Below are 24,932 nucleotides of genomic sequence, written 5' to 3' on the forward strand. Positions count from 1 at the left end.
GGGCTGCTTACTTGGCTTCGGCCTTCTGCAGCTCGGCGAGCTCCTCGTCGGACTCGCGGCCCGGCGTCGGGAGGTTGAACTTGGTGATCGCGAAGCGGAAGACGAAGTAGTAGACCGCCGCGAAGCAGAGGCCGACGCCCGCCAGCATCCACGGCTTCTCCGCGATGCCGAGGTTCAGCAGGAAGTCGACGAGGCCGGCGGAGAAGCCGAAGCCGTCCCGCATGCCCAGGGCCCAGGTGAGGGCGAGGGAGACACCGGTCAGCACCGCGTGGATCGCGTACAGCACCGGGGCGATGAACATGAAGGTGAACTCGATCGGCTCGGTCACACCGGTGACGAAGGAGGTGAGCGCGAGGGAGAACATCATGCCGCCGACGACCTTGCGGCGCTCGGGGCGGGCGCAGTGGACGATCGCGAGGCAGGCCGCCGGGAGGGCGAACATCATGATCGGGAAGAAGCCGGTCATGAACTGTCCGGCGGTCGGGTCACCGGCGAGGAAGCGGCCGATGTCGCCGTGGACGGCGCCGGTCGGGGTGTCGAAGGAGCCGGCCTGGAACCACGGGAAGGAGTTCAGCAGGTGGTGCATGCCGATCGGGATCAGCGCGCGGTTGGCGACACCGAAGATGCCCGCGCCGACGGCGCCCGAACCGGTCAGCCACTCACCGAAGTTGTGCAGGCCCGTGCCGAGCACCGGCCAGATCAGACCGAAGACGATGCCGGTGACCAGACCCGCGAGGGCGGAGAGGATCGGGACGAGGCGGCGGCCGCCGAAGAAGCCCGCCCAGTCCGGCAGCTTGGTCCGGTAGAACTTCTGGTAGAGCAGCGCGGTGATGACACCCATCACGACACCGCCGAGCACACCCGCGTTGACCGGGGCGTCGACGTTGACGATCTTCCCGCCGACGACCTTGGCGACCTGGGGCAGGTTGCTGTCGGTGAAGGTGGCGAGCACCGCCTTGAAGACGAGGTAGCCCGTGACCGCGGCGAGGGCCGTCGAGCCGTCCGACTTCTTCGCGAAGCCGATCGCGATGCCGACGGCGAACAGCAGCGCCATGTTGTCGAGGATCGCGCCACCACCGGCGGCCATGTAACCGGCGATCTTGAGGATGAACGTCGGGAAGACGTCCTTGTCCCCGAGCATGTCGTCCGCGCCCAGGCGGAGCAGGAGCGCGCCGGCAGGCAGCACGGCAACGGGGAGCATGAGGCTCCGGCCGATGCGCTGCATGACGGCCATCACGCCAGCGCCCTTCTTCTTTTCCTCAGCAGCGGTGGCTGTGGACATGGACTTCCTCCAGTGGACAAGGCGCTGCCAGGGCAAGAAAAGGGGGTTGGCGACGTCTCGGAAAGGGGGACCGCGGGGGCCGGAACGAGCCACGCGTGGTCTACACCAATAGGTGGTGTAGACCAGTTGTAACACGGTGAGGGTTAGATAAGGAACCTTCAATTTCTAGTGGTCTACGCCACACGCGCCCCGAGTCGGTCCGCTATCCGGAACGGCGGCCTTCCGGACGTGGCGAAGGCCCCCGGATCCTGGGATCCGAGGGCCTTCGGCGGCCGGGTCGAAGGGCCCGACCACCCGGCCGCGCCTCCATATCGGCTTGGCTACGCCTTGGTGTTCTCCGACTGCATGGCCGCGATCTCCTCGTCCGACTCGCGCCCCGGGGTCGGGATGTCGAACTTGGTGATGGCGAAGCGGAAGACGGCGTAGTAGACGACGGCGAAGCACAGGCCGATCGGAATGATCATCCAGGGCTTCGTCGCCAGGCTCCAGTTGATGACGTAGTCGATCAGGCCGGCGGAGAAGCTGAAGCCGTCGTGCACGCCCAGCGCCCACGTCACCGCCATCGACACACCCGTCAGCACCGCGTGGATCGCGTACAGCGCCGGCGCCACGAAGAGGAAGGAGTACTCCAGCGGTTCCGTGATGCCCGTGACGAACGAGGTCAGGCCGACCGACAGCATCAGGCCGCCGACCTCCTTGCGGCGCAGCGGCTTCGCGCAGTGGGTGATGGCCAGGGCCGCGGCCGGCAGGGCGAACATCATGATGGGGAAGAACCCGGACAGGAACTGCCCCGCGTTCGGGTCGCCGTTCAGGAACATCGGGATGTCGCCGTGGACGACCTGCCCGTCCGGCGTGGTGAAGCTGCCGAACTGGAACCACACCGGCACGTTCAGGAACTGGTGCAGACCGATCACCAGCAGTGCGCGGTTCGCGATGCCGAAGATGCCGGCGCCCCAGGAGCCGAGCCCCACCAGCCAGTCGGAGAAGGCCTCCAGCGCGTCGCCGATCGGCGGCCAGATCCACAGGCACAGGACGGCGAACCCGATGGCGACGAAGGTCATGATGATCGGGACGAGCCGGCGGCCGTTGAAGAAGCCCAGCCAGTCGACCAGCTTCACCCGGTGGTAGCGCTGCCAGAACCAGGCGGCAAGCATGCCCATGATGATGCCGCCGAACACCCCGGGGTTCTGGAAGGTGTACTCGGCGAAGGTGTCGTCCGGCCCCAGGCAGCCGCCCCCGATGTCCTTCGTCCCGTCGGGGCAGCCGTCGGGAAAGGCGCGCAGCACGCTGCGGTACACGAGGAAGCCCACGACCGCGGCGAGGGCGGTGGAACCGTCCGCCTTCTTGGCCATGCCGATCGCGACGCCGATGCAGAAGAGGAGGGGGAGGCCGATGTCGGCGTTGAGGAGGGCGCCGCCCGCGCTCGCCATCACCTTGGCGACGTTGGTCCAGCCGAGGCCGTCCTTGCCGAAGACGTCGTTCTGGCCGAGCCGGTTCAGGATGCCCGCCGCCGGGAGGACGGCGATCGGGAGCTGGAGGCTCCGACCCATCTTCTGCAGGCCCTGGAACAAGCCGTTCCACCACTTCGGCTGTGGCACCGTCGCGGCACTGCTCGCGCTCATCGCGTCCTCCCTGACCCGGCCCGTTTTTGGCAGTCGCAACACTTGCGGCACACTGGTGTAGACCAGTTGGTGGGCAGTCTGCTGCTGATGGTCATCATTCGGCAGCTACAGGGCACGCGCCCGTGTAGATAGGCCAACCGTGAGTTACCGTGACGAAGCGGACGACGCTGGTTACGGCCGCCGAGACTCGTTCTTCGAACCACTCAGGGAGAAACACATGGCCACCAAGGCTGAGAAGATCGTCGCCGGGCTCGGCGGCATCGAGAACATCGAAGAGGTCGAGGGCTGCATCACCCGCCTGCGCACCGAGGTCATCGACCCGAGCAAGGTCGACGAGGCCGCCCTGAAGGCCGCGGGCGCGCACGGCGTCGTCAAGATGGGCACCGCGATCCAGGTCGTCATCGGCACCGACGCCGACCCGATCGCCGCCGACATCGAAGACATGATGTGAGCTGAGCCCACCCGGCTCCCCGGCGCACCGCACGCCGCTCGGCGGCGTCACCGCACGGCCGCCGCACCCACGACAGGACCCCGTCCCGGACCGACCCGGACGGGGTCCTCTCGCATCCCCGCACCGACTAGGCTCACAGCCATGTCTCGCATCGACGGCCGCACGCCCGAACAGCTCCGCCCGGTCACCATCGAACGCGGATGGAGCAAGCACGCCGAGGGCTCCGTCCTCATCTCCTTCGGTGACACCAAGGTCTTCTGCACCGCCTCCTTCACCGAAGGCGTCCCGCGCTGGCGCAAGGGCAGCGGCGAAGGCTGGGTCACCTCCGAGTACTCGATGCTGCCGCGCTCCACCAACACCCGCGGCGACCGCGAATCCGTCCGCGGCAAGATCGGCGGCCGCACCCACGAGATCTCCCGCCTCATCGGCCGCTCGCTGCGCGCGGTCATCGACTACAAGGCCCTCGGCGAGAACACCATCGTCCTGGACTGCGACGTCCTCCAGGCCGACGGCGGCACCCGCACCGCCGCCATCACCGGCGCCTACGTGGCACTCGCCGACGCCGTCGCCTGGGGCCAGAAGAAGAAGCTGATCAAGGCCGGACGCAAGCCGCTCACCGGCACCGTCGCCGCCGTCAGCGTCGGCATCGTCGACGGCGTCCCGCTCCTCGACCTCTGCTACGAGGAGGACGTCCGCGCCGAGACCGACATGAACGTCGTCTGCACCGGCGACGGCCGCTTCGTCGAGGTCCAGGGCACCGCCGAGGGCGAGCCCTTCGACCGCAAGGAGCTCAACGCGCTCCTCGACCTCGCCACCGGAGGCTGCGCCGACCTGGAAGCCCTCCAGCTCGGCGCGCTGGACCTGCAGGCTCCGTAGTCCGCGCAGAACCACCGGGCGCGCAGCCGCGTCCGAGCAAGTACGGGCGCACGGTGTCACAGCCGTGCGCCCGTCCACATATCCGAGCCGTGGGGGGACCCCGAAATGAAGCCGAAGTTCCGCATTGCCGCCGTGGCGCTGGCCGCAGCGCTCACAGTCCCGGCCCTGACCTCCTGCGACGCCATATCCACCGCGATGGACTGCGCCAACACGGCGGTGGCCATCGCGGACAGCGCCAACGACCTCCAGCAGGCGGTCTCGCAGGCCGGCAACAGCCCGCAGGAAGCCCAGAACGCACTCAACTCGATCGACGCGAGCCTCAAGAAGATCGGCGACCAGACGGACAACGCCGACCTGGGCAAGGCCATCGACTCGATGACCACGGCCGTGGAGAACGTCCGCACCTCCCTGGAGGGCGGCAACGTCAACCCGGACATCAAGCCGGTCGCCGACGCCGCCTCGGAGATCTCCAAGGTCTGCACCCCGGGCTGAGCCGTCCGGCGGCCCGGAATAATGAGGGCATGACCTCGACGCCCAGCCGCCTGATCCTGGCCACCCGCAACGCGGGCAAAGTCACCGAACTCCGCGCCATCCTGTCCGACGCCGGCCTGCCGCACGAGCTGGTCGGCGCGGACGCGTACCCGGACATCCCGGACGTCAAGGAGACCGGCGTCACCTTCGCCGAGAACGCCCTCCTCAAGGCCCACGCCCTCGCCCGCGCCACCGGCCTGCCGGCCGTCGCCGACGACTCGGGCCTGTGCGTCGACGTCCTGAACGGCGCGCCCGGCATCTTCTCCGCCCGCTGGGCCGGCTCCCACGGCGACGACCGGGCCAACCTCGACCTGCTGCTCGCCCAGCTCGGCGACATCGCCGACGAACACCGCGGCGCCCACTTCTTCTGCGCGGCGGCCCTGGCCCTGCCGGACGGCACCGAACGCGTCGTGGAGGGCCGGCTCCTCGGCACCCTGCGGCACTCCCCCGAGGGCGGCGGCGGCTTCGGCTACGACCCGATCCTCCAGCCGCTCGGCGAATCGCGCACCTGCGCGGAACTGACGGCGGCCGAGAAGAACGCCATCTCCCACCGCGGCCTGGCCTTCCGCGCCCTGGTCCCGGTGATCCGGGAGCTGCTGGGCTGACGCCCGCCCCGAACGCGCCGAAGGCCCGACTCATGGAGTCGGGCCTTCGATTGCTCGGGTCGTGCGGCCTGAGGGATTCGAACCCTCACGGGATTACTCCCATCGCACCCTAAATGCGAGGCGTCTGCCGTTCCGCCAAGGCCGCGTGAGGCCCATCGTAGCGGCCGATCACGGGCTGCGGCACGGGTGTCGCGCGGAATGCGTCGACGCACTTCCCGTCCGCTCCGGGCGTCCGCACCGGGGTGGTGCGGCCGTCCGGGTGGGCGGGTGCGTCAGATGCCCAGGTCCTTGATGATCTTCGCTACGTGGCCGGTCGCCTTCACGTTGTAGAAGGCGTGCGCGACCTTGCCCTCCTCGTCCACGACGACCGTGGAACGGATGACCCCGGTCACCGTCTTGCCGTACAGCTTCTTCTCGCCGAAGGCGCCGTACGCCGTCAGGGTCTCCTTCTCCGGGTCCCCGACCAGGGTGACCTTCAGGTTCTCCTGCTCGCGGAACTTGGCGAGCTTCTCCGGCTTGTCGGGGGAGACGCCGATGACGTCGTACCCCGCGGTCGCCAGGGCGTCCAGGTTGTCGGTGAAGTCGCAGGCCTGCTTGGTGCAGCCCGGCGTCAGGGCCGCCGGGTAGAAGTACACGATCACCTTGCGGCCCTTGTGGTCGGCCAGCGAGACCTCGTTGCCGTCCGCGTCGGGCAGGGTGAAGGCGGGGGCGGTGTCGCCCGGCTGGAGTCGCTCGCTCATCTCAACAGTCTCCTCGGGAGGGGATCGGTACGTCATGAGCCTAAGCTGACGGAGCTGACAGACTGTCCATGACGGATCACGCCACAGACGACACGACGACACAACGACGGAGGCAGCGCGGTGCCGGAAGCCAGGACCCCCGCTCAGATCGAGGCGGACATCGTCCGTCGCCGCGAGCAGCTCGCCGAGACGCTCGACGAGATCGGCGTGCGCATGCACCCCAAGACGATCGTCGGGGACGCGAAGGCGAGGGTCGCCTCGACGGTCGACCAGACCGCCGGACGGGCCTTCGTCGCCGTCAACCGGCTCGTCACCGACGCCAAGGACGGCCTGCGCCACGAGGACGGGGCGCCGCGTTTCGAGCGGATCGTGCCCGTGGCCCTGCTGGCCGTCGGCGTGGTCGGACTGCTCGTGGTCTCGGCGCGTCGCAAGCGTTGAGCACCCACCGGCGGACGGGGCGGGGCCGGGCGGGTAGGTTCGGGGCGTGAGCGAGAACACCACCCACGACAAGCTGCCCATCCGCATGCTGCACGACCGCGTGCTCGTGAAGTCCGACCTGCCCGAGGGCGAACGCCGCTCCGGCGGCGGCATCCTGATCCCGGCGACGGCGGCCGTGGGCAAGAGGCTGTCCTGGGCCGAGGTGGTCGCGGTGGGGCAGAACGTACGCAGCGTGGAGCCGGGAGACCGGGTGCTGTACGACCCGGAGGACCGGGCCGAGGTCGAGGTGCGCGGGGCGACGTACGTCCTGATGCGCGAGCGGGACCTGCACGCCGTGGCCGCCGAGCGGCTGGAGGGGTCCAAGGACTCCACCGGGCTCTACCTCTGATCCGGCGGGTCTCCGGCGGATCCCCACGGGACCTCCGCCGGGCCCCGCCTTCCGTCCCGCAGCACCCCCGAGGGCCGGTGGCCGAGGTCACCGGCCCTTTTCGGCGCCCCTTTGCTACGGTGGAGGGGAACCCCCGACGAGACGCGCCGTACCGGGTTGCAGGACGCAAAGACGACGCACCCCCGTTTCCGTCTCGTCCCGGAGGTGCCTGTCATGGCCTGGGTTCTTCTTCTCGTCGCCGGTCTTCTCGAAGTCGGCTGGTCGATCGGCATGAAATTCACCGAGGGCTTCACCCGGCTGTGGCCGTCCGTGTTCACCGGCGCCGGGATCGTCGCCAGCATGGTGCTGCTGTCCTACGCCGCGAAGACCCTGCCCATCGGCACCGCGTACGGGGTCTGGGTGGGCATCGGCGCGGCCGGCGCCGCGGTGCTCGGCATGGCGGTGCTGGGGGAACCCGTCACCGCCGCCCGGATCTTCTTCATCTGCCTGCTGCTGGTCGCCGTGGTCGGGCTGAAGGCCACCTCCGGTCACTGACCCCGACCGGGTCTCATTCGAGGTAGTCGGCCGGGGGGCGGCGGCCGAAGGCGCCGCCCTGGGCGTCGCCGCCGGCGTTCCGGCCGGCGTCGGTCTGCCCGCCGTCGGTGCGGCCGCCGTCCGTCCGCCCGCCGTCGGTCCCGCCCCCCTGGTCCTGACCGCCGTTCGTCCGGCCGCCCTGGGTCTGGCCGCCGTTCGTCTGCCCGCCGTCGGTCTGCCCGCCGTTGGTCTGGCCCCCCTGCGTCTGGCCGCCCTGCGTCTGTCCCCCCTGCGTTTGGCCTCCCTGTGTCTGCCCGCCGTCGGTGCGGCCCCCGTCGGTCCGACCGCCCTGGTCACCGCCGCCATCCGTCCGACCGCCGTCGCCGTCGCCGTCGCCGCCGCCGCCGTCCGTCCGGCCGCCCGTCGGCGGGGTGGCCGGGTCGTCGGGGAAGTTCGGCGGGGGCTGCGGGACGTCCGGTTGCTGGGGCTGGGACGCGCCCCGCTGGAGTTCGAGGTCGAAGTCCACGGGGTCCGAGGCCTCCAGGGCCGACTTCGTGTAGGCCGCCCAGATCCGCGCCGGATAGCCGCCGCCCCCGATGCGCCGCTCGCCCAACGCCCCGTAGAGGGACTGGAGGGTGCCCGTGTCCGGATCCTGGCCCATCATCGACACCACCGTGACCAGGTCCGGGGTGTACGCCGCGAACCACGCCGAGCGGTCCAGTTCGGCCGTGCCCGTCTTGCCCGCCGCCGGGTGGCCCGCCGCCAGGGCGGCCGTACCGGTGCCGTTGTCGACGACGCTGACCAGCATGGACGTCGTCGTGTCGGCGGCCTCCCGGCTGATGACCTGCTCCGGGGTGCGGTCGGGGAGCCCGATGGTGTCCCCGTCCTTCGTGATCTTCTCCAGGAAGGTGTACGGGGTGCGCCGGCCGTGGTCGGCGAGGGTCGCGTACGCCTGCGTCATGTCCAGGACGCTCGCCTGCATGGTGCCCAGGGCGATGGCCGGGCCCGCGTCGAAGTTCGGGGTGCTCTTCGGGATGCCCAGGGCGATGGCCGTCCGCTTGACCTTCTCCCCGCCGACGTCCACGGCCATCTGCGCGTACACGGTGTTGACGGAGAGGTCGGTCGCCGTGTTGACGGTGATGTTCCCGTAGGACACCTGCCCCTCGTTCTCGGGGGCGAAGCGGATCCGGCCGCCGACGACCGGGCGCTTGTTGTCGCCGTTGTAGATCGTGTTCGGGGTGATGCGACGGCCGTCCTGGGTCCGGGAGCCGTTCTCCACGGCGGCCGCGAAGACGAACGGCTTGAAGGTGGAGGCCACCTGGTAGTCGTGCCGGGTCGCGTTGTTCACGTACTGCTTGGTGTAGTCGATGCCGCCGTACAGGGCGACGACCTTGCCGGTGGCGGGATCGACGGAGGCCCCGCCCGCCCGCACCAGACGGTCCGCCGGACGGGCCGCCGGGTCGAGTTCGTCCACCATCTCGGTTCGTACGGCGTCGACGAACGCGGCCTGACGGCGCTTGTCGATCGTCGTGGTGATCCGGTAACCGCCCTCCGCGAGGGTCTTGTCGTCCAGGATCCCGTGCTCGGTGATGTAGTCCTTGACGGCCTCCACCAGGTACCCGCGCTGTCCCGACAGACCGGACGCCGGACGGAGCTTGCCCGGCTCGGGGAACCGCGCCGCCGCCCGCTCGGTCGGGTCCATCCAGCCCTTCTTCACCATGCCGTCGAGCACGTAGTTCCAGCGGGCGACGGCCCGGTCGCGGCTGCGCGGGTGCGCGATCACGTCGAACGCGCTGGGGGAGTTGAGCAGGGTCGCCAGGTAGGCGCCCTCGGCGGTGGTCAGCCGGGTGACGTCCTTGCCGTAGTAGGCCTGGGAGGCGGCCTGGATCCCGTAGGCGTTGCGACCGAAGTAGCTGGTGTTCAGGTAGCCCTCCAGGATGTAGTCCTTCGACTTCTCCCGGCCGAGCTTGATCGCGATGAAGAACTCCTTGACCTTCCGGTTCACCGTCTGTTCCTGGCCCAGGTAGTAGTTCTTGACGTACTGCTGGGTGATCGTCGAGCCGGACTGCTTCCCCTTCCCGGTGACGGTGTTCCAGGCGGCGCGGACCATCGCCTTCGGGTCCACCGCCCGCGCCGAGTGGAAGTCCCGGTCCTCGGCGGCCAGTACGGCCTCCTGGACCGTCAGCGGTACCTGGGACAGCGGTACGTTGACGCGGTTGACCTCGCCGTCACGGGCGAGCTGCGAACCGTCCGAGTACAGGTACACGTTGGACTGCGCGGTGGCGGCCGCGTTCGCCGGCGGGATGTCGACCAGCAGGTACCCGGCCACCAGGGCGCCGCCCAGCAGCAGTGCGACCAGCACGAGACCGCCCAGCAGCATGCGCCAGGTCGGCAGGACGCGCCGCCAACCGGTGCGCCTGCGCCCGGCCTTGCCGGCGGGCCGGCCGCCGGCACCACCCTTACGGGGAGCGCGTTCGACGACGGGCTCGGCCGGAACGCCCCCGGGGGTGTCCGGATCGCGAGGCGTCCAGCCCGGTGGTGGTGACTGGTCGCTCATCGCCGGTACTCCTCGGGGCTGTGCGAAATATCCACATCCGTACCTCATGGTGTCTACCCGATGGCCGGTGCATCCGCGCCGGACGGGCATAAATCGGTCGCGTGGCTCGCCCCTCCGCACTAAGCTCGCGCGCTTTGGCCGACGTAGGAACGACGTGGAAAACGGAGGGATACGGTGCGTCAGAGAGCGCTGCTCTACGGGGCCGTCGCGGCGGGCGGCTTCCGGCGCTACGCGGCCTACGGAACGGCGACGGCCGCAGGGGTGTTCACCAACACCGTGTTCGGTTTCATCGTCGCGTACACGTACATCGCCCTGTGGGACGAACGGCCGGGCCTCGGCGGCTACGACCAGGCCCAGGCCCTCACCTTCGTCTGGGTGAGTCAGTCCCTGCTCGCGGCGGGGGCACTCATCGGGGGCGGCTTCCAGGAGGAGTTCCAGGAACGGGTCCGCACGGGCGACATCGCCGTCGACCTGTACCGGCCCGCGGACCTCCAGCTGTGGTGGCTCGCCTCGGACCTCGGCAGGGCCGCCTTCCAACTGCTGGGACGCGGGGTGGTGCCGCTGGTCGCGGGAGCCCTCGCCTTCCCGCTGGCGCTGCCCGTCGACCCGGCGCGCTGGCTGCTGTTCCTGGTGTCCGTCGCGCTCGGGCTGACCGTCAGCTTCGCGGTGCGGTTCCTGCTCGGGCTGGCCGCGTTCTGGCTGCTGGACGGCACCGGGATCAACCTGATGGCCACCGTCGTGACCATCTTCTTCTCGGGGATGGTGCTGCCCCTGACGGTGTTCCCCGGCGAATTCGGGGACCTGGCGCGGGTCCTGCCGTGGGCGGCGATGCTCCAGGTCCCGCTCGACGTCCTGCTCGGCACGCACTCCGGGGCCGGGGGAGCGGCACGGGCGCTGGGCTTCCAGGCCGGATGGGCGCTGGTCCTGCTGGGCGCCGGCCGGTTGATGCAGGCGGCGGCGACGCGGAAGGTGGTGGTCCAGGGTGGCTGAGTCGACGGGAACGGCCGTCGAGGACGGTCCCGGCACGGACGCGGGGGCCGTGCGGCCCGTGGGGTTCGACGGGCCGGTCCGCAACCGTGCGTGGGAGGGGCTGCGCGGCTACGGGCTGATCGTCGCGATGTGGATCCGCTCGACCATGACCTACCGGACGTCGTTCTTCCTCGCGACCTTCGGGAACGCGACGATCACCCTGCTCGACTTCGCCGCCATCGCCATCATGTTCTCCCACGTGGACGCGCTCGGCGGGTTCGCGCTCCCCGAGATCGCGTTGCTCTACGGATCCTGCTCGGCCTCGTTGGGCCTGGCCGACCTGCTCCTCGGCAACACCGACCGCATCGGGTCCCGGATCCGCGACGGCTCGCTCGACACCATGCTGGTGCGGCCGGTCCCGGTGCTCGCGCAGGTCGCGGCCGACCGGTTCGCCCTGCGCCGCCTCGGTCGGATCGCCCAGGGCCTGGGCGTGCTGACCTGGGGCGTCCTGGCGCTGGACGTGGACTGGACGGCCGGGAAGGTCCTGCTGGTCCCTGTGATGATCCTGGCCGGGGCGGGGATCTTCGGAGCGGTGATGGTGGCCGGAGCCGCCTTCCAATTCGTCGCCGGGGACGCGGCGGAGGTGCAGAACTCCTTCACGTACGGCGGCTGCACGATGCTCCAGTACCCGCCGACGGTCTTCGCGAAGGACCTGCTGCGCGGGGTCACCTTCATCGTGCCGCTCGCCTTCGTCAACTGGCTGCCCGCCCTGTACGTCCTGGGCCGGCCCGATCCGCTCGGCCTGCCGCAGTGGGTGGCGTTCACGAGCCCGCTCGTGGCCTTCCTGGTGTTCCTGCCCGCGTCGCTGGCGTGGCGCGCGGGTGTCCGTTCGTACCGCAGCACGGGGAGTTGAGGGCAGATGTCAGAAGCACTGATCGCACTGGACGGCGTCGAGAAGGTCTTCGACGTGCGCCGCCGCGTCAACTGGATCCGACGGGAGAAGCGGCAGGTCAGGGCCGTGGACGGGATCAGCTTCGAGGTGGCGCGGGGCGAGATGGTCGGCTACATCGGGCCCAACGGCGCCGGCAAGTCCACCACCATCAAGATGCTGACCGGCATCCTCACCCCGAGCGGCGGCCGGCTGCGCGTCGCCGGCATCGACCCGGCGCGGGAACGGATGCGCCTCGCGCACCGGATCGGCGTGGTGTTCGGGCAGCGCACCACGCTGTGGTGGGACCTGCCGCTGAAGGACTCGTACGGGCTGATGCGCCGGATGTACCGGATCCCGGCGGCCCGCTACGCCGAGAACCTGGAGCGGTGCGTCGACCGGCTCGACCTCGGCGAGCTGCTCGACGTACCGGTACGGCAGCTGTCGCTGGGGCAGCGGATGCGCGGCGACATCGCGGCGGCGCTGCTGCATGATCCGGAGGTGCTCTACCTGGACGAGCCGACGATCGGCCTCGACGTGGTCAGCAAGGCGAAGGTGCGGGGCTTCCTGCGGCAGCTCAACGAGGAACTCGGCACCACGGTCCTGCTCACGACCCACGACCTCCAGGACATCGAGCAGCTCTGCGAGCGGGTGATGGTCATCGACCACGGCCGGCTCATGTACGACGGCGCGCTCGGCGGGCTGCACGAGGCGGGGCCCGAGGGGGCGGGCGAGCGGACCCTGGTGGTCGACCTGGAGTCGGAGATCGCGCCGATCGAGGTCGCGGGGGCGCGGGTGGTGAAGGTGGACGGCCCCCGACAGTGGCTGGCCTTCCCCGCCCGGGCCTCGGCGGCGCCGCTGGTGGCCGAGGTCGCGGCCCGCTACCCGCTCCTGGACCTGTCGGTGCGCGAGCCCGACATCGAGGACGTGATCGCGCGGATGTACGCGGGTCGGGGTTGAGTCAGGGTCCCGTCTCGGGGTCGATCCCGGGGAGACGTGCCGGGGCGGGCCATTCAACTGGTGCGGATCTCTGCATAGTGTGGTCCACATGAGTGACGAGCGGCCCGAGAAGTCCTTGCCCGAGAAGGCTCCGGCACCGGAGACGGCGCCGGAACGGCCGTCCCTGGAGAAGGCGTCGCCGGAACGGGCGCCGTTGCCGGAACTGAGGGCCTCCGACGCCGACCGGGACCGGGTGGTGGAGCGCCTGCGGGACGCCGTCGCCGAGGGCCGGCTCGACATGGAGGAGTTCGAGGAGCGGCTGGAGGCGGTCTACGCCTCCAGGACGTACGCCGAGCTGGCCCCCCTGACCCGCGACCTGCCGCCGGTGCCCGGCGAGTCCCCCGCGGGGTTCCCCGCGCCCGCCGCACCCGACCCGGGCCCGGCGGCGCGGTCGTCCTGGCAGTCCCGCATCGGGGGCAGGGGCACCTCCGCCACGGCCGTCGCCGTGATGTCGGGGTTCCAGCGCAAGGGGCACTGGACGGTGCCGGCCCGCTTCAACGCCGTGGCCTTCTGGGGCGGCGGCGAGATCGACCTGCGGGACGCCGACTTCGCCGAACGCGAGGTCGTGATCACCTGCGTGGCCGTGATGGGCGGCATCGAGATCACGGTCCCGCCGGGCGTGGAAGTCGACGTACGGGGCATCGGGATCATGGGCGGCTTCGACCAGGGCTCGGCCCAGTCCCGGCCGGAACCCGGGGCACCGCGCGTGATCGTCAACGGTCTCGCCTTCTGGGGCGGCGTCGGCATCAAGGTGAAGTCGCCGAAGGGCTCGAAGCCGCTGGACGGCGGGAAGCGCCGCAAGGAGCTGTAGGCCGGGCAAGGGGCACGGGACCGGAGGGGTCCCAGGGGGTGCCGGGGGCACCCGCACGGCGCGCCGGGAACTCCCGGGGCCTCCCGGGAGTCGGATGCTATGCAGACAAAACCGGCCACAGGGGGAAGGCAGGAACCCGTGGAACACGTGGACAGTGACACGAGGGCGCGCACCGCGCCACCTCCGCCGCCCCGGGGCGCGTTCGTGTTCAACGCGGCGGACGAGGAACGGCGGCGCGGCGTCCGCCGGATGAAGACCACCGCGACGGGCCTGCTGGTCCTGGTCGCGGTGATCTACGTACTCGCCAAGTACGCCCAGCACGCCTGGGGCGCGGGCGGCTGGGCCGGGTACGTGGCGGCGGCGGCCGAGGCCGGCATGGTGGGCGCCCTCGCGGACTGGTTCGCGGTCACCGCGCTGTTCCGCCGGCCGCTGGGCCTGCCGATCCCGCACACCGCGATCATCCCGACCAAGAAGGACCAGCTGGGAGTCTCCCTCGGCGAGTTCGTCGGCGAGAACTTCCTCTCCTCCGACGTCGTGCGCGCCCGGCTGGGCGCCCTCGGCATCGGCGGCCGCCTCGGCGCCTGGCTGGCGGAACCCGAACACGCCGACCGGGTCACCGCCGAGCTGGCGACCGCGCTGCGCGGGGCGCTGACCGTCCTGCGCGATTCCGACGTGCAGGCCGTCGTCGGCGAGGCCATCACCCGGCGCGCCGAGCACGCCGAGATCGCCCCGGGCCTCGGCAAGACCCTGGAGAAGGTGGTCGCGGACGGCGGCCACCGCCGGGCCGTGGACCTGGTGTGCACGAAGGCCCACGACTGGCTCGTCACGCACGGCGACTCGGTGATGGACGCCGTCCAGGGCGGCGCCCCGGGCTGGACGCCGCGCTTCGTCGACCGGAAGATCGGCGACCGCGTCTACAAGGAACTGCTGCGCTTCGTCACGGAGATGCGCGACATGCCGGAGCACCCGGCGCGCGGGGCGGTCGACCGTTTCCTGACGGACTTCGCCGCCGACCTCCAGTCGGACACGCAGACGCGGGCGCGCGTCGAACGGCTGAAGTCCGAGATCCTCGCGCGGGGCGAGGTCCAGGACGTGATCGCCTCCGCGTGGACCGCGATCCGCTCGATGATCCTCTCGGCGGCGGAGGACGAGCAGAGCGAGCTGCGGCTGCGGGTGCGCGCCTCCCTGATCTCGCTCGGCGCGCGTCTGGCCACCGACGGCCGGCTCCAGGCGAAGGTGGAGGGCTGGATCGAGGGCGCCGTCGTGTACGTGGTCACGACGTACCGCACCGAGATCACCTCGCTGATCACGGACACGGTGGCGAGCTGGGACGCGGAACACACCTCCCGCAAGATCGAGGCCCACATCGGGCGCGACCTCCAGTTCATCCGCATCAACGGCACGGTGGTCGGCGCGCTGGCCGGTCTCCTGATCTACACGGTGTCGCGGGCGTTCGGGGCGTAGGGGGGCGGGCGGGCGGTCGTTCGCGCGACCGCCCACCGGGCCGGGGTCGGGCCGTTCCTCCCGGTCCCCGCGACCCTTCCGACCGGGGGATCAGCCCCGGTCGGCCACCGCCCAGGTCGTGGCGGCCACGACACCGGCGGCGCCGATGACGGCCGGCCAGGCGCCGACCTTCTTGGCCAGCGGGTGCGAGCCCGCGAAGCCGGCGACGTACAGGGCCCCGAGGCCCGCCGCGACCGGGACGCCTCCGCGCCGGTGCCACTCCCGTCCGGCCACGAGCCCGGCGGCGCCGAGCACGACACCGCCCAGCGGGCGCTTCCTGGTCCAGCGGGCGACGGCGTAGCCGCCGACCAGGCCTGCGGCCGTCACCACGGAACTCGGTACCCGCGCCATGTCGAACTCCCTCGGTCTTCTCGGCTGATGATGCTCGTTCGTGCTGTTCCGTCGTCGATCACACCGGGCTGCGGTCCGATGGTCCGACCGTCCGATGGATCCTCCCCGAGGCTAACGCGGCCGCCCGGAAGCACGTCGGGCGCCCACCGCGCCCAGTACGAGCACGGCCCCGCCGATGACGGCGTGCGGCACCGCGTGCTGCACGGCCCGGGGCAGCACCGCCACGATCCCGAGGACGAGCAGGAAGGCGAGCGCGAATCCGCCCGCCGCGCGCAGGAGTCTGTCCACGGGCTGCTCAACGCGGTGGCCGGGTGCGCGACACGGACCGCGTCGCGGCGATTTGTCGCACACTCTCCGTTTCTGCGGAGCGGCTCGGGAGGGAACCCGGAAGGCGTAGATTCGGTCTTCCAGGGGGAAACCCGCTCAACCCACCACCAGGAGTCGACGCCTTGATCTCTTACGGACGGGCCGTCCTCGACCTCGCGGACGAGCTGGTCGACGCCTACGCGGACGTGTTCTCCGGTCCGCCGTGGAACGAAGGTGAAGAAACCATTCGCCAGTTCTCGACCCGGCTCCAGACCGATGTTCGGCGCCCGGGGTTCCGTACGGCGTTCGCCCAGTCCGCCACAGGCATCGACGGCTTCGCCACGGGCTGGCTGACCCCGGCCCCCTTCCCCAAGAACCGCGCGTACCCGCAGGTCACCGCCCAACTCGGGGCGGCCCGGGTGCGGGAGCTCCTCGTCGGGGCCCTGGAGATCGACGAACTGGCCGTACGCGGCTACGCGCGCGGCCACGGCACCGGCCGGACCCTCCTCACCGAGATCACCGCGGACGCCCCCGACGGGCGGGCGTGGCTGCTGACCTCGCGGCTGGCCACGGACACGGTCGCCACGTACCGCCGCCTGGGCTGGCACGAGGTCCCCGCGCTCCCGGGCACGGAGACGGGCGTGATCGTCTTCCTCTCCCCGACCCACCCGAACCTCTGACGCGAACCTCCGACCCGGTCCGCTGAATCGTTCCGCCGGCCGGGCCCGGCCCGTCCCTCCGGCCGGTTCCGCTTCCCCTTCGGGACCGGGGCGCGCCGCGTGTCCGCGCGGGCGGTACACCGGGTCGGGGGAGGGGCATACCCGGGCCATGATCACAGCGCGGCGGAACCCCGCCACCCCGAAGCCCGAGTCCGGCACGACCGCCACCCCGAACCCGGCGACCGCCCCCGGGGCCGCTCCGCCGGGCACCCCCATGCCGGGCGCCACTAGGCCAGGCACCACCGGGCCCGCCTCGACCACGCCCGCCACCGCCACGCCCGCTTCGACCCGGCCCGCGACGCCCGCTTCGACCCGGCCCGGGAGCCGGCCCGGGACCCGGCCCGCCACGCGGGCCTCCGGCCGGGCCGTCGCGTCGCGCCTGGCCCGGCGGCAGCACGGGCTCGTCACGCGGCACCAGCTCACCGCCGGCGCGGGCGTCCCCGGCGGCACGATCACCTCCCGAGCCCGCCCCGGCGGCCCCTGGCAGCGGCTGTTGCCCCGCGTGTACCTCCTGCAGACCGGCCCGCCCGACCCCCGCCAGCGCGCGCTGGCGGCCGTCCTGTACGCGGCCGAACCCGCCGCGGACCCGCTCTCCGGCGACACGGCCGTCCTCACCGGCGGCGCCGCCCTCGCCCTCCTCGGCATCCGCGAGGCCCCCGCCGCGCCGGCCGACGTCCTGATCCGGGCCCCGCGCCGGCTCGCGCCCGCCCCCGGGGTCAGGCCCCGGGCCACGTCCCGCTGGCCGCGCACCATGACCGTGTCCGGTGTCCCCACGGCCCGCCCCGTACGCGCCGCCGCCGACTTCGCCGCCCGTACGGATCCGGGCGCGCCGCCCGACCGGATCCGTTCCGTCCTGGCCCAGGTCGTGCAGGCCGGTTGGTGTCACCCGCACGACCTGCACGCGGAACTCCGCACGTCCCGCCTGTTGGCCCGCCCCGCGGTCCGGGCCGCCGCCGCGGAACTCCTGGTAGGGGTCCGCTCGGTCGCCGAGGCCCGGGCCCGCGACACCCTCGGGGCCACCGACCTCCCCACCCCGCTCTGGAACGCCCGCCTCCACACCGCGGACGGCGTCTTCCTGGCCAGTCCGGACGCCTACTGGCCCGACGAGGGCGTGGCCCTGGAGGTCGACTCGGCGGAGTACCACTACACCCGTGACGCCTGGCAGGCCACCCTGCGCCGCCGCCTGCGGCTGGAGTCGCACGGCGTCCTGGTGGTCAGCGCGACCCCGGCGATGCTCCGCGACTCACCGACCGAGGTGCTCGCGGCGCTCCGGGCCGTGCTCGCCCTGGGGGCGTCCCGCCCCGTCCCGCCCACGGCCCTGGCCCGCGGCCACCAACAGCTCGCCCTGTTTCCGGACAAGGGCTGAGGAAGCGGAGGCCCGGCCCGGGTGCGCCGCCGCGCGGCGGATCAACCCGCTTCCGGGGCGGCCCCGTTCGCGCCGGCCGGCCCGTCCGCCCCGGCGGCGGGCCGCGTGCGGCGTTCCGGTGCGGCCCGGTGCGGTGCGGCCGCGTCCCGGGTCGCGATGACCCGCGCCGCGACGACCTCGGGCGGTTCGTGCTCCCAGAACCGGAGCACGGTCCAACCGGCCGACGCCAACTGCTCGTTCGTCTCCCGGTCCCGTGCCATGTTGCGTTCGAGCTTCTCGCGCCACCACTCGGCGTTGGACTTCGGTCGCGTCGCGTGTTGCGGGCATCCGTGCCAGAAGCATCCGTCCAGGAAGACGGCGACCTTCGGGCCGGGGAAGGCGATGTCGATGGTGCGGCGCGGCATCCCGGGGACCTTCACCTGGAGCCGGTAGCGCAGCCCCGCGGCGTGGAGCAGCTTGCGCACCGCCACCTCGGGCGCGGTGTTCCGTACGGCCTGCCGGCTCATCCGCGCGGAGACGGCGGCGGAGGAGGGTTCCGTCGGGATCATCGGGCGCTCCCCGCTTGCCGGTGGTCATGGGCGACGGGGTCCGATCCCGCCGGGAATCCGCGGGCGCCCCTGGGGCCGATGGTACGGAACGGCACCGACAGGGGTCTCGAACGCGGGCGGGGGCGGCCGTGACCGCGGGCCGGCCGGCGCCCTCCGCGGGCGGAAGGGCCTGCCGGTCCGGGCGGTCAGGACTCCCCGTGGCACTCCGAGTAGGGCTTCGTCGAGGCGCACCAGCACGGGGCCGTCGGGCCGGGCGGCCAGGAGGTGGCCTTGCCGCGGGCCGCCAGGGTGGTGGCGTACTCGGCGAGCAGGGAGGGGGAGGCCGGGGAGGTCTTCTCGGAGGCGGCGAAGGCCTCGTACGAGGGGACGCTGCCGGTGACGATGCCGAGGTTGGTGGTGCCCGACGAGGCGAGGGCGCGGAGGGACGCCTCGATGCCGGTCAGGTGCGTCGCGTGGGAGGCGTACTCCGTCGACAGGGTCGGGTACGAGGTGAGGAGCTCGGCGAGTTCGCGCTGGGGCCAGTGCAGGATCGCCACCGGGAACGGCCGGGAGAGGGCGGCGCGGCGGTCGCCCAGTTCGGCACGCAGACGGGCGATCTCGGCGCGCAGTTCGGCCGGGTCGTCGGAGCCGAGGGCCCAGATGCGCTTCGGGTCGTGGAGTTCGTCCAGGGGGATCGGGCCGATGTGCCGGGTGTCGGCGACCATGTCCCATTCGTCGTGCGGGAGCCCGAGCAGGCGACGGACCCGGTGGCGGCCCGTGAGGAGGGCGGTGGTGGCCTGGGTGAGGGGGGTCTCCTCGGAGGTCAGCAGGGTCGCCGCCTCGGTGAAGCAGTCGTGCGAGGCTTCCAGCTCGTCGTGGGCTTCGAGGGTTTCCGCGATCACCTCCCAGGGGGCCGGGTCCGCGGGGGCGGCGGCCCGGATGCCGGAGATCAGGGCGCGGGCCTCGGCCTCGTGGCCGTACTCCCACAGGTTCGCGGCCTGCAGGGCCTTGATCAGGTGTGGATCCGCGGGCGAGGCGGAGAGGAGTTGGTCGTAGAGGGCGCTCGCCCGGTCCCGCGCGTCACCCAGTTCGAGGTGGGCGGCGGCCTGGAGGAGGAGCGGCTCCTGGTCCTCGGGGTAACGGGTCGCCGTGCGGATGAGGCGCTCGGCTTCGGCAATGTGCTCTGCAGGCGTGTCGGGGCGCATGGTTCACACCGTACTGCCGCTGGTCAGTTGAGGGGGGAGGACTTAGGGTGCGGCCCGTGCGGGATCACATACGTGTGGTGGTGCAGGGGAGCGGCCGGCGGGGGCGCGGGGCCCGTCTCGCACGGCTGTTGTGGGTGGGCGCCGAGGTGGTCACCACGCTGGGCGTGGTGGTGGCGTTGCTGGTGGTGCACCAGGTGTGGTGGACGAATCGGCAGGCCGCGGCCGCCGCGCAGGAGCAGGTCCAGGCCCTGGAGCGGTCCTGGGAGGGGGAGCCCGCGGAGGCGGGCGCGCGGGCGGATCCCGGTCCGGGCGATACCGGTGTCGCGGACGGCTCCGCGGGGGACGCCCCCGGGGGTGGTGCGGAGCCCTCCGCGGCGGGTTCGCGGTCCCCGTCCGATGCCGGGCCGCTGTCCCCGTCCGTGCGGCCGACGGCAGGGTCGGGGGCCTCCGCGGCGCCGCGGCCGAAGCCGGCGCCAGCGCCGGAGGAGGCGTACGCCGTCCTGCGGATTCCGCGCCTGGGCCTCGCAGTTCCCGTCGCTCAGGGGATCGACAAGCGGGCCGTGCTGGACAAGGGGTACGTCGGCCAGTACCCGGGGACCGCCCGGCCCGGGGAGCGGGGCAACTTCGCGCTGGCGGGGCACCGCAACACGCACGGGGAGCCGTTCCGGTACGTCAACAGGCTGCGCCCCGGCGACGAGTTGCACGTCGACGTGCGCGGCCGGCGTTACACCTACGTGGTCGGGCAGGTGTTGAACGAGACCACCGAGCGGGACACCGGGGTGATCGCACCGGTGCCGCGCAGCGCGGTGCGGCCCGAGTACGGGTACAGCCGGCCGGACGCCTACATCACGCTCACCACCTGCACGCCCGAATACAGCTCCAAGTACCGCCTGGTGGTGTGGGGGACGCTCAAGTCGTCCTGATGCGGTTCAGGTGGCCGGGCGTTCGCACGGGGTCACGGCGCGACAGGCTCCAGGGCCTGTCGTCAGAGTCCCGCCGTCGCCCGAAGGGCGGCCTCGCGGTGTCCGGGAGTTCGACGACAGGTCCTAGGGTGGGCCGGGTGCGTACGAAACGGGTGAAGCGTCCGCAGTTGGTGTGGTTGGGGGTGCCCTTCGTGTTGTTCCTCGGGGCGCTGCCGGTGGTGAACAGGATCGAGCCGCGGCCGGGCGGGGTGCCGTTCCTGTTCGTGTGGCTGCTCGGGGCGACGCTGGTGACGCCGCTCGCGGTGTGGCTCACGCGGCGCGGTGACCGCCGGGATCCCGCCCGGCGCGACCCCGGTGGTTCCGCGTGAGCGGGGCCTTCGTCGCGACCTCCGTCTTCGCGGTGTTCATGGTGGTGACCGTCGCGCTCGGCCTGCTCGCGGTCCGGGGGCGGGGCGGCGGCGGGGGAGGCCTCGCCGAGTGGTCGGTGGGCGGGCGCTCGCTGGGGACCGTCTTCGTCTGGGTCCTGATGGCGGGGGAGGGTTACACCAGCTTCAGCTACCTCGGAGCCGCCGGCTGGGGCTACAACTACGGCGCCCCGGTGCTGTACGTCGTCGCGTACATGTCCTGCGGCTACGCGGTGGGGTACGTCGTCGGCCCCATGCTGTGGGACTACGCGCGCCGGCACGGGCTCGTCGGGATCAGCGACATGGTGGCCCACCGCTACGGGCGCCCCTGGCTCGGGGCGGCCGTGGCCGTCCTCGCCACGGTGTTCCTGCTGCCCTACATCCAGTTGCAGATCACCGGCATGGGCGTCGTCGTCTCGACGGTGACCTACGGGGCGGTGTCGCTCGAAGCGGCCTACCTCCTGGCGTTCGCGGTCACCACCGGCTTCGTGGTCGTCAGCGGACTGCGCGGGAGCGCGTGGGTGTCGGTGCTCAAGGACGTGATGGTGATCGGGACGCTGGGGTTCCTCGCCGTGTACGTCCCGTTCCACTACTTCGGCGGCTACGGGGAGCTCTTCGACCGGCTCGTGGCCGAGAAGCCGCAGTGGCTGACCCTGCCCGGGAACGGCGGGGCGGCCGGGGACGGCGGTGGAGAACTCGGGGTCGGGTGGTTCGTGAGCACCTCCGTGCTCAACGCGCTGACCGTCGTCATCTTCCCGACCACCGTGGCGGGGTACCTGGGGGCGCGCAGCGCCGACGCGCTGCGGCGCAATGCCGTGCTGCTGCCCGCCTACAACGTGTTGTTGTTCGTACCGATGCTGCTCGGGATGGCCGCGCTGTTCGTGGTGCCGGGACTGTCCGGCGCCGGGTCGAACCTGGCGCTGTTCGAGCTGGTCGTCGACTCGCTGCCGGCATGGGCGGTGGGCGTGATCGGGGTGGCCGCCGCACTGTCGTCGATCGTGCCGATGGCCGTGTTCATGCTGGTCATCGGGACGATGTGGGGCCGTAGCGTGCTGTCGCTCGTGCCCCGGTGGAGTGCGGGGGAGAGGCAGGTGCTCGCCTCCCGGATCGTGGTCGTGGCCGCCGGGTCGATCGCCCTGGTGATGACCTACGTCGCTCCCAACACCCTGGTGCGGCTGTCGCTCGTCTCGTACGAGGGCATGGCGCAGCTGCTGCCGATGCTGCTGCTGGGCCTGGTGTGGCGCGGGTTGACGGTGGCGGGTGCGGTGGGCGGCCTGGTCGTGGGGGTGGCGGTGGTCTGTGGACTGGTCTTCGGCGGGCACGACCCGGTGCTGGGCGTGAACGCGGGGATGGTCGCGCTGCTGCTGAACCTGGCGGTGGCGCTCGGGGTGTCCCGGGCCGCCGGACCGCGGGGCGGCGCGGGGACGGACGGGGACGGTCGACCCGACGGGGAGGTGCTGGCCCGGGATCCGCTCGAACGCCGGGAATCCGTCGGCTGATCCCCTCTCCTTGTCGGTGGGCCCGGTTACCATCGGTCCGAGAGCCCTATTTCGTACGGGAGTCCGTGCGAGCGCGTGTGCGGGCGTCGTCGCGTGGGGCCGCCGGGTCGGGCGGCTCGTGAGGGGGAGGGGGTGGCCGGCATGACGGGGACGAAGCGAACCGCCGTGCGCACTCCGCTGTCCTTCCTCGCCACTTCCAGGGGCTCGCGGCTGCTCGCCGCCCTGCTCCTGCTGCTCGGCGGGTTCCTCGGCCTGATGGCGGGCGAGAACGGCCTGGCCACCGCGGTGGTGGCGTTGGCGGCCGTCGTCGCCGTGGGCGCCGCGGCCCTGGCCGCGTGCCTCGTCCGGCCCGTGCCACCGCACCGAATACGCACCGCGATCCGTGATCGCGAGCAGCGCACGGCGTTCCTGCCGCAACGCGACCCCGATGCCTCGGGCCGGTCCCGGCCCAGGGCGCCCGGCCGTCTCCTTCCGACGGCCGCGTAGGGGCGCGCAGCACCTTCCGCCTTCTGCTTCCGCCGACCGGTCACGGTCGGGCCGATCACTGTCGTCGCCCCTCGCGGGTCGTCACGCCGAAATGCACCTTCTTCGACGTTCGACGAGACCCCTCGGAGGGCCCGCGTGTCCGTTTTCACTCATCTCGTTGCCGAGCTGGGCCGGCTCATGGAGCCGGTACTGGCCGAGTCCGCGACCGCTGCCGCGATCGTGCTGTTCACCGTGCTCGTACGGCTCGCCCTGCATCCGCTGAGCCGTGCGGCGTTCCGGGGCGCGACGCCGGCGGCCGGCTGCCTGCCCGTACTGCTCCAGTTGCCGGTGTTCTTCGTCATGTACCAGGCGTTCTCCTCCTCGGAGGTCGGCGGAGAGGCCAACGAACTGTTGGGCCACCGACTGTTCGCGGCGCCGCTCGGATCCCGCCTGACGGGCGCGCTGGCGGAGGGCGGTCCCCTCGGGCCGCAGGGCCTGGTCTTCCTCGGCCTGTTCGCGGCCATCGCCGTGGTGGCCGCCTGGAGCGCGGTGCGGGGACGGCGCGCCGCCGCGGCGGCGCCCGCGCTGCCCGTCCCGACGCCGGGCCCGCGCGCGGGCAAGGCCGGGGCCGGGGCCGGTAAAGCCTCTGCGCAGCCGAAGCCGGCGGTGGAGCTGAGCGCCGAGCAGCAGGCGGCGATGCGGAAGCTGGGCGGCGTACTGCCCCTGCTGTCGTTCGGGACGCTGATCACGGCCGCCGTGGTGCCGCTCGCGGCCGGGCTGTACCTGCTGACCACCACCGCCTGGTCGGTCGCGGAGCGGGCCTGGCTCCAGCACCGCAAGGACCGTGCGGCGGCGGCCGCCGGCGAGGGCGATGCCCCGGTCGCCCCGTCCACCCCCGCCACCCCGGTCGCCGCGGCCGGCCGGACGACGGGCCGCAGGCGGTAGCGGGCGTTCCAGTCCGTGAACAGGGTCTTGCGGATTGGGCGGTCATCTTGGAGGATCAACCAATCCTCCGATGGCCGCAACCCATCGGCCGGCCCCGGCATGCCCCGGGCCGACCACCCCCGACCACGGGAGAATGCCCATGAAGCTGCTGCGTGTCGGACCCGTCGGGTCGGAGCGCCCCGCGCTGCTCGACCAGGACGGCACCCTGCGTGACCTGTCCGGCCTGATCACGGACGTGGACGGCGACCTGCTCGCCGACGACTCCGCGCTGTCCCGGGTGCGGGACGCCGTGGCGGCGGGCGAGCTCCCGGTGCTCGACGCGGAGGGGCTGCGCGTCGGCTCCCCGGTCGGCCGCATCGGCAAGATCGTGGGCATCGGGCTGAACTACCACGGCCACGCCGCCGAGGTCGGCGCCGAGGCGCCGCCGGAGCCGATCGTCTTCCTCAAGGCCCCGGACACCGTGGTCGGCCCGGACGACACCGTGCTGATCCCGCGCGGCAGCGTGAAGACCGACTGGGAGGCCGAGCTCGGCGTCGTCATCGGCGCCACCGCCCGCTACCTGGACTCCGCCGAACAGGGCCTCGCCCACGTCGCCGGCTACCTGCTGGCGAACGACGTGACGGAGCGCGCCTTCCAGACGGAGCGCGGCGGCACCTGGGACAAGGGCAAGAACTGCGAGACCTTCACCCCGCTCGGCCCCTGGCTGGTCACCGCGGACGAGGTCCCGGACCCGCAGGTGCTGGACGTACGGCTGTGGGTGAACGGCGAGCTGAAGCAGGACGGCCACACCTCCGACCAGATCTTCGCGGTCGGCGAGGTCGTGCGGTACCTGAGCCACTTCATGACCCTGTACCCGGGCGACGTCATCGTCACGGGCACGCCCGCGGGCGTGGCCGCCGGACAGCCGGAACCGAAGCCGTTCCTGCGGGCCGGTGACGTCGTCGAGGTGGAGATCGAGGGCCTCGGACGCCAGCGCCAGGAGTTCAAGAGCGCCTGACCCACGGCACGG

The 24,932-nt window shown here is 72.1% G+C and carries 28 protein-coding genes, 1 tRNA gene and 1 riboswitch; of the genes, 20 read left to right on the top strand and 9 right to left on the bottom strand.

The window, feature by feature from the left end; translation table 11 throughout:
• Window positions 1-7: 7 nt before the first annotated feature.
• Both ACFVS6_RS24655 and ACFVS6_RS24660 read right to left on the bottom strand, forming a co-directional pair.
• A complete protein-coding gene (locus tag ACFVS6_RS24655; RefSeq protein WP_389706937.1) occupies window positions 8-1,282 on the bottom strand; it encodes a PTS transporter subunit EIIC in 1,275 nt (424 codons plus the stop codon).
• 320 nt (window positions 1,283-1,602) lie between these two features.
• The gene (locus ACFVS6_RS24660; protein ID WP_389706939.1) at window positions 1,603-2,904 is read right to left on the bottom strand and encodes a PTS transporter subunit EIIC; all 1,302 of its coding nucleotides are present in this window, start codon (window positions 2,902-2,904) and stop codon (window positions 1,603-1,605) included.
• 139 nt (window positions 2,905-3,043) lie between these two features.
• On the opposite strand from ACFVS6_RS24660, the gene ACFVS6_RS24665 reads away from it, so the two are divergent.
• The 4 genes from ACFVS6_RS24665 to rdgB all read left to right on the top strand — a co-directional run bounded on the left by ACFVS6_RS24665 (window position 3,044) and on the right by rdgB (window position 5,367).
• Complete coding sequence (locus ACFVS6_RS24665) at window positions 3,044-3,355, top strand: PTS glucose/sucrose transporter subunit IIB (RefSeq protein ID WP_281208483.1); 312 nt, start codon at window positions 3,044-3,046, stop codon at window positions 3,353-3,355.
• Between the two features lie 141 nt (window positions 3,356-3,496).
• Window positions 3,497-4,231 (top strand): ribonuclease PH, encoded by a 735-nt coding sequence (gene rph / locus ACFVS6_RS24670; RefSeq protein WP_389706941.1) that lies wholly within the window; start codon window positions 3,497-3,499, stop codon window positions 4,229-4,231.
• Window positions 4,232-4,336: 105 nt separating this feature from the next.
• Window positions 4,337-4,723 (top strand): hypothetical protein, encoded by a 387-nt coding sequence (locus tag ACFVS6_RS24675; RefSeq protein WP_389706943.1) that lies wholly within the window; start codon window positions 4,337-4,339, stop codon window positions 4,721-4,723.
• 29 nt (window positions 4,724-4,752) lie between these two features.
• Window positions 4,753-5,367, top strand: coding sequence for an RdgB/HAM1 family non-canonical purine NTP pyrophosphatase (gene rdgB, locus ACFVS6_RS24680; RefSeq protein WP_389706944.1), 615 nt, complete (start codon window positions 4,753-4,755; stop codon window positions 5,365-5,367).
• A 62-nt stretch (window positions 5,368-5,429) separates the two neighbouring features.
• Here rdgB and ACFVS6_RS24685 read toward each other — a convergent pair.
• Window positions 5,430-5,512: transfer RNA gene (locus ACFVS6_RS24685), tRNA-Leu, on the bottom strand.
• Window positions 5,513-5,639: 127 nt separating this feature from the next.
• Complete coding sequence (gene bcp, locus ACFVS6_RS24690) at window positions 5,640-6,107, bottom strand: thioredoxin-dependent thiol peroxidase (RefSeq protein WP_319193606.1); 468 nt, start codon at window positions 6,105-6,107, stop codon at window positions 5,640-5,642.
• Between the two features lie 120 nt (window positions 6,108-6,227).
• Here bcp and ACFVS6_RS24695 point away from each other — a divergent pair, with 120 nt between their 5' ends.
• The 3 genes from ACFVS6_RS24695 (at window position 6,228) to ACFVS6_RS24705 (ending at window position 7,467) form a co-directional block, all read left to right on the top strand.
• Window positions 6,228-6,545, top strand: coding sequence for a DUF3618 domain-containing protein (locus ACFVS6_RS24695; RefSeq protein ID WP_389706946.1), 318 nt, complete (start codon window positions 6,228-6,230; stop codon window positions 6,543-6,545).
• A gap of 46 nt (window positions 6,546-6,591) precedes the next feature.
• Window positions 6,592-6,933, top strand: coding sequence for a co-chaperone GroES (locus ACFVS6_RS24700; protein ID WP_362880373.1), 342 nt, complete (start codon window positions 6,592-6,594; stop codon window positions 6,931-6,933).
• A 102-nt stretch (window positions 6,934-7,035) separates the two neighbouring features.
• Window positions 7,036-7,114: riboswitch (guanidine-III (ykkC-III) riboswitch) on the top strand.
• A 32-nt stretch (window positions 7,115-7,146) separates the two neighbouring features.
• Complete coding sequence (locus ACFVS6_RS24705) at window positions 7,147-7,467, top strand: multidrug efflux SMR transporter (protein WP_030158619.1); 321 nt, start codon at window positions 7,147-7,149, stop codon at window positions 7,465-7,467.
• 13 nt (window positions 7,468-7,480) lie between these two features.
• Here ACFVS6_RS24705 and ACFVS6_RS24710 read toward each other — a convergent pair whose 3' ends face one another.
• Window positions 7,481-10,003 (bottom strand): transglycosylase domain-containing protein, encoded by a 2,523-nt coding sequence (locus tag ACFVS6_RS24710; RefSeq protein WP_389706949.1) that lies wholly within the window; start codon window positions 10,001-10,003, stop codon window positions 7,481-7,483.
• 174 nt (window positions 10,004-10,177) lie between these two features.
• Between ACFVS6_RS24710 and ACFVS6_RS24715 the strand changes: the two genes are divergently transcribed.
• The 5 genes from ACFVS6_RS24715 to ACFVS6_RS24735 all read left to right on the top strand — a co-directional run bounded on the left by ACFVS6_RS24715 (window position 10,178) and on the right by ACFVS6_RS24735 (window position 15,174).
• Window positions 10,178-10,993: an ABC transporter permease gene (locus ACFVS6_RS24715; protein ID WP_389706951.1), complete on the top strand. Its 816-nt coding sequence runs from the start codon at window positions 10,178-10,180 to the stop codon at window positions 10,991-10,993.
• A gap of 49 nt (window positions 10,994-11,042) precedes the next feature.
• Complete coding sequence (locus ACFVS6_RS24720) at window positions 11,043-11,885, top strand: ABC transporter permease (protein WP_389707007.1); 843 nt, start codon at window positions 11,043-11,045, stop codon at window positions 11,883-11,885.
• Window positions 11,886-11,891: 6 nt separating this feature from the next.
• Window positions 11,892-12,860, top strand: coding sequence for an ATP-binding cassette domain-containing protein (locus ACFVS6_RS24725; protein WP_389706953.1), 969 nt, complete (start codon window positions 11,892-11,894; stop codon window positions 12,858-12,860).
• 88 nt (window positions 12,861-12,948) lie between these two features.
• Complete coding sequence (locus ACFVS6_RS24730; RefSeq protein ID WP_389706954.1) at window positions 12,949-13,710, top strand: DUF1707 domain-containing protein; 762 nt, start codon at window positions 12,949-12,951, stop codon at window positions 13,708-13,710.
• Between the two features lie 147 nt (window positions 13,711-13,857).
• Complete coding sequence (locus ACFVS6_RS24735) at window positions 13,858-15,174, top strand: DUF445 domain-containing protein (RefSeq protein ID WP_389706956.1); 1,317 nt, start codon at window positions 13,858-13,860, stop codon at window positions 15,172-15,174.
• Between the two features lie 90 nt (window positions 15,175-15,264).
• Here the strand turns inward: ACFVS6_RS24735 and ACFVS6_RS24740 are convergent, their stop codons facing one another.
• Window positions 15,265-15,564, bottom strand: coding sequence for a hypothetical protein (locus ACFVS6_RS24740; protein ID WP_389706958.1), 300 nt, complete (start codon window positions 15,562-15,564; stop codon window positions 15,265-15,267).
• A gap of 111 nt (window positions 15,565-15,675) precedes the next feature.
• Window positions 15,676-15,852 carry a hypothetical protein gene (locus tag ACFVS6_RS24745; protein ID WP_389706959.1) on the bottom strand — a complete coding sequence of 59 codons (177 nt, stop codon included), beginning with the start codon at window positions 15,850-15,852 and terminating at the stop codon, window positions 15,676-15,678.
• Window positions 15,853-16,013: 161 nt separating this feature from the next.
• On the opposite strand from ACFVS6_RS24745, the gene ACFVS6_RS24750 reads away from it, so the two are divergent.
• Complete coding sequence (locus tag ACFVS6_RS24750; RefSeq protein WP_389706961.1) at window positions 16,014-16,550, top strand: N-acetyltransferase; 537 nt, start codon at window positions 16,014-16,016, stop codon at window positions 16,548-16,550.
• A 148-nt stretch (window positions 16,551-16,698) separates the two neighbouring features.
• Window positions 16,699-17,955 (top strand): hypothetical protein, encoded by a 1,257-nt coding sequence (locus tag ACFVS6_RS24755; RefSeq protein WP_389706963.1) that lies wholly within the window; start codon window positions 16,699-16,701, stop codon window positions 17,953-17,955.
• Window positions 17,956-17,996: 41 nt separating this feature from the next.
• Here ACFVS6_RS24755 and ACFVS6_RS24760 read toward each other — a convergent pair whose 3' ends face one another.
• Together ACFVS6_RS24760 and ACFVS6_RS24765 are read right to left on the bottom strand one after the other, a co-directional pair.
• Complete coding sequence (locus ACFVS6_RS24760) at window positions 17,997-18,503, bottom strand: very short patch repair endonuclease (protein WP_389706964.1); 507 nt, start codon at window positions 18,501-18,503, stop codon at window positions 17,997-17,999.
• Between the two features lie 185 nt (window positions 18,504-18,688).
• Complete coding sequence (locus ACFVS6_RS24765; RefSeq protein WP_389706966.1) at window positions 18,689-19,687, bottom strand: SEC-C domain-containing protein; 999 nt, start codon at window positions 19,685-19,687, stop codon at window positions 18,689-18,691.
• Window positions 19,688-19,743: 56 nt separating this feature from the next.
• Between ACFVS6_RS24765 and ACFVS6_RS24770 the strand changes: the two genes are divergently transcribed.
• The 6 genes from ACFVS6_RS24770 (at window position 19,744) to ACFVS6_RS24795 (ending at window position 24,920) form a co-directional block, all read left to right on the top strand.
• Window positions 19,744-20,610 (top strand): class E sortase, encoded by an 867-nt coding sequence (locus ACFVS6_RS24770; protein ID WP_389706968.1) that lies wholly within the window; start codon window positions 19,744-19,746, stop codon window positions 20,608-20,610.
• Between the two features lie 137 nt (window positions 20,611-20,747).
• Window positions 20,748-20,978, top strand: coding sequence for a DUF3311 domain-containing protein (locus ACFVS6_RS24775; protein WP_389706970.1), 231 nt, complete (start codon window positions 20,748-20,750; stop codon window positions 20,976-20,978).
• 38 nt (window positions 20,979-21,016) lie between these two features.
• Window positions 21,017-22,513, top strand: a complete 1,497-nt coding sequence (locus tag ACFVS6_RS24780; RefSeq protein WP_389707008.1) for a sodium:solute symporter — start codon at window positions 21,017-21,019, stop codon at window positions 22,511-22,513.
• A gap of 141 nt (window positions 22,514-22,654) precedes the next feature.
• Window positions 22,655-22,999 carry a DUF6412 domain-containing protein gene (locus ACFVS6_RS24785; RefSeq protein ID WP_389706971.1) on the top strand — a complete coding sequence of 115 codons (345 nt, stop codon included), beginning with the start codon at window positions 22,655-22,657 and terminating at the stop codon, window positions 22,997-22,999.
• Between the two features lie 177 nt (window positions 23,000-23,176).
• Complete coding sequence (locus ACFVS6_RS24790) at window positions 23,177-23,923, top strand: YidC/Oxa1 family membrane protein insertase (RefSeq protein ID WP_389707009.1); 747 nt, start codon at window positions 23,177-23,179, stop codon at window positions 23,921-23,923.
• A gap of 139 nt (window positions 23,924-24,062) precedes the next feature.
• Complete coding sequence (locus ACFVS6_RS24795; protein WP_389706973.1) at window positions 24,063-24,920, top strand: fumarylacetoacetate hydrolase family protein; 858 nt, start codon at window positions 24,063-24,065, stop codon at window positions 24,918-24,920.
• Window positions 24,921-24,932: the final 12 nt, after the last annotated feature.

Origin of the sequence: Streptomyces sp. NPDC057939, from assembly GCF_042887545.1 — a bacterium.
Taxonomy (GTDB): domain Bacteria; phylum Actinomycetota; class Actinomycetes; order Streptomycetales; family Streptomycetaceae; genus Streptomyces.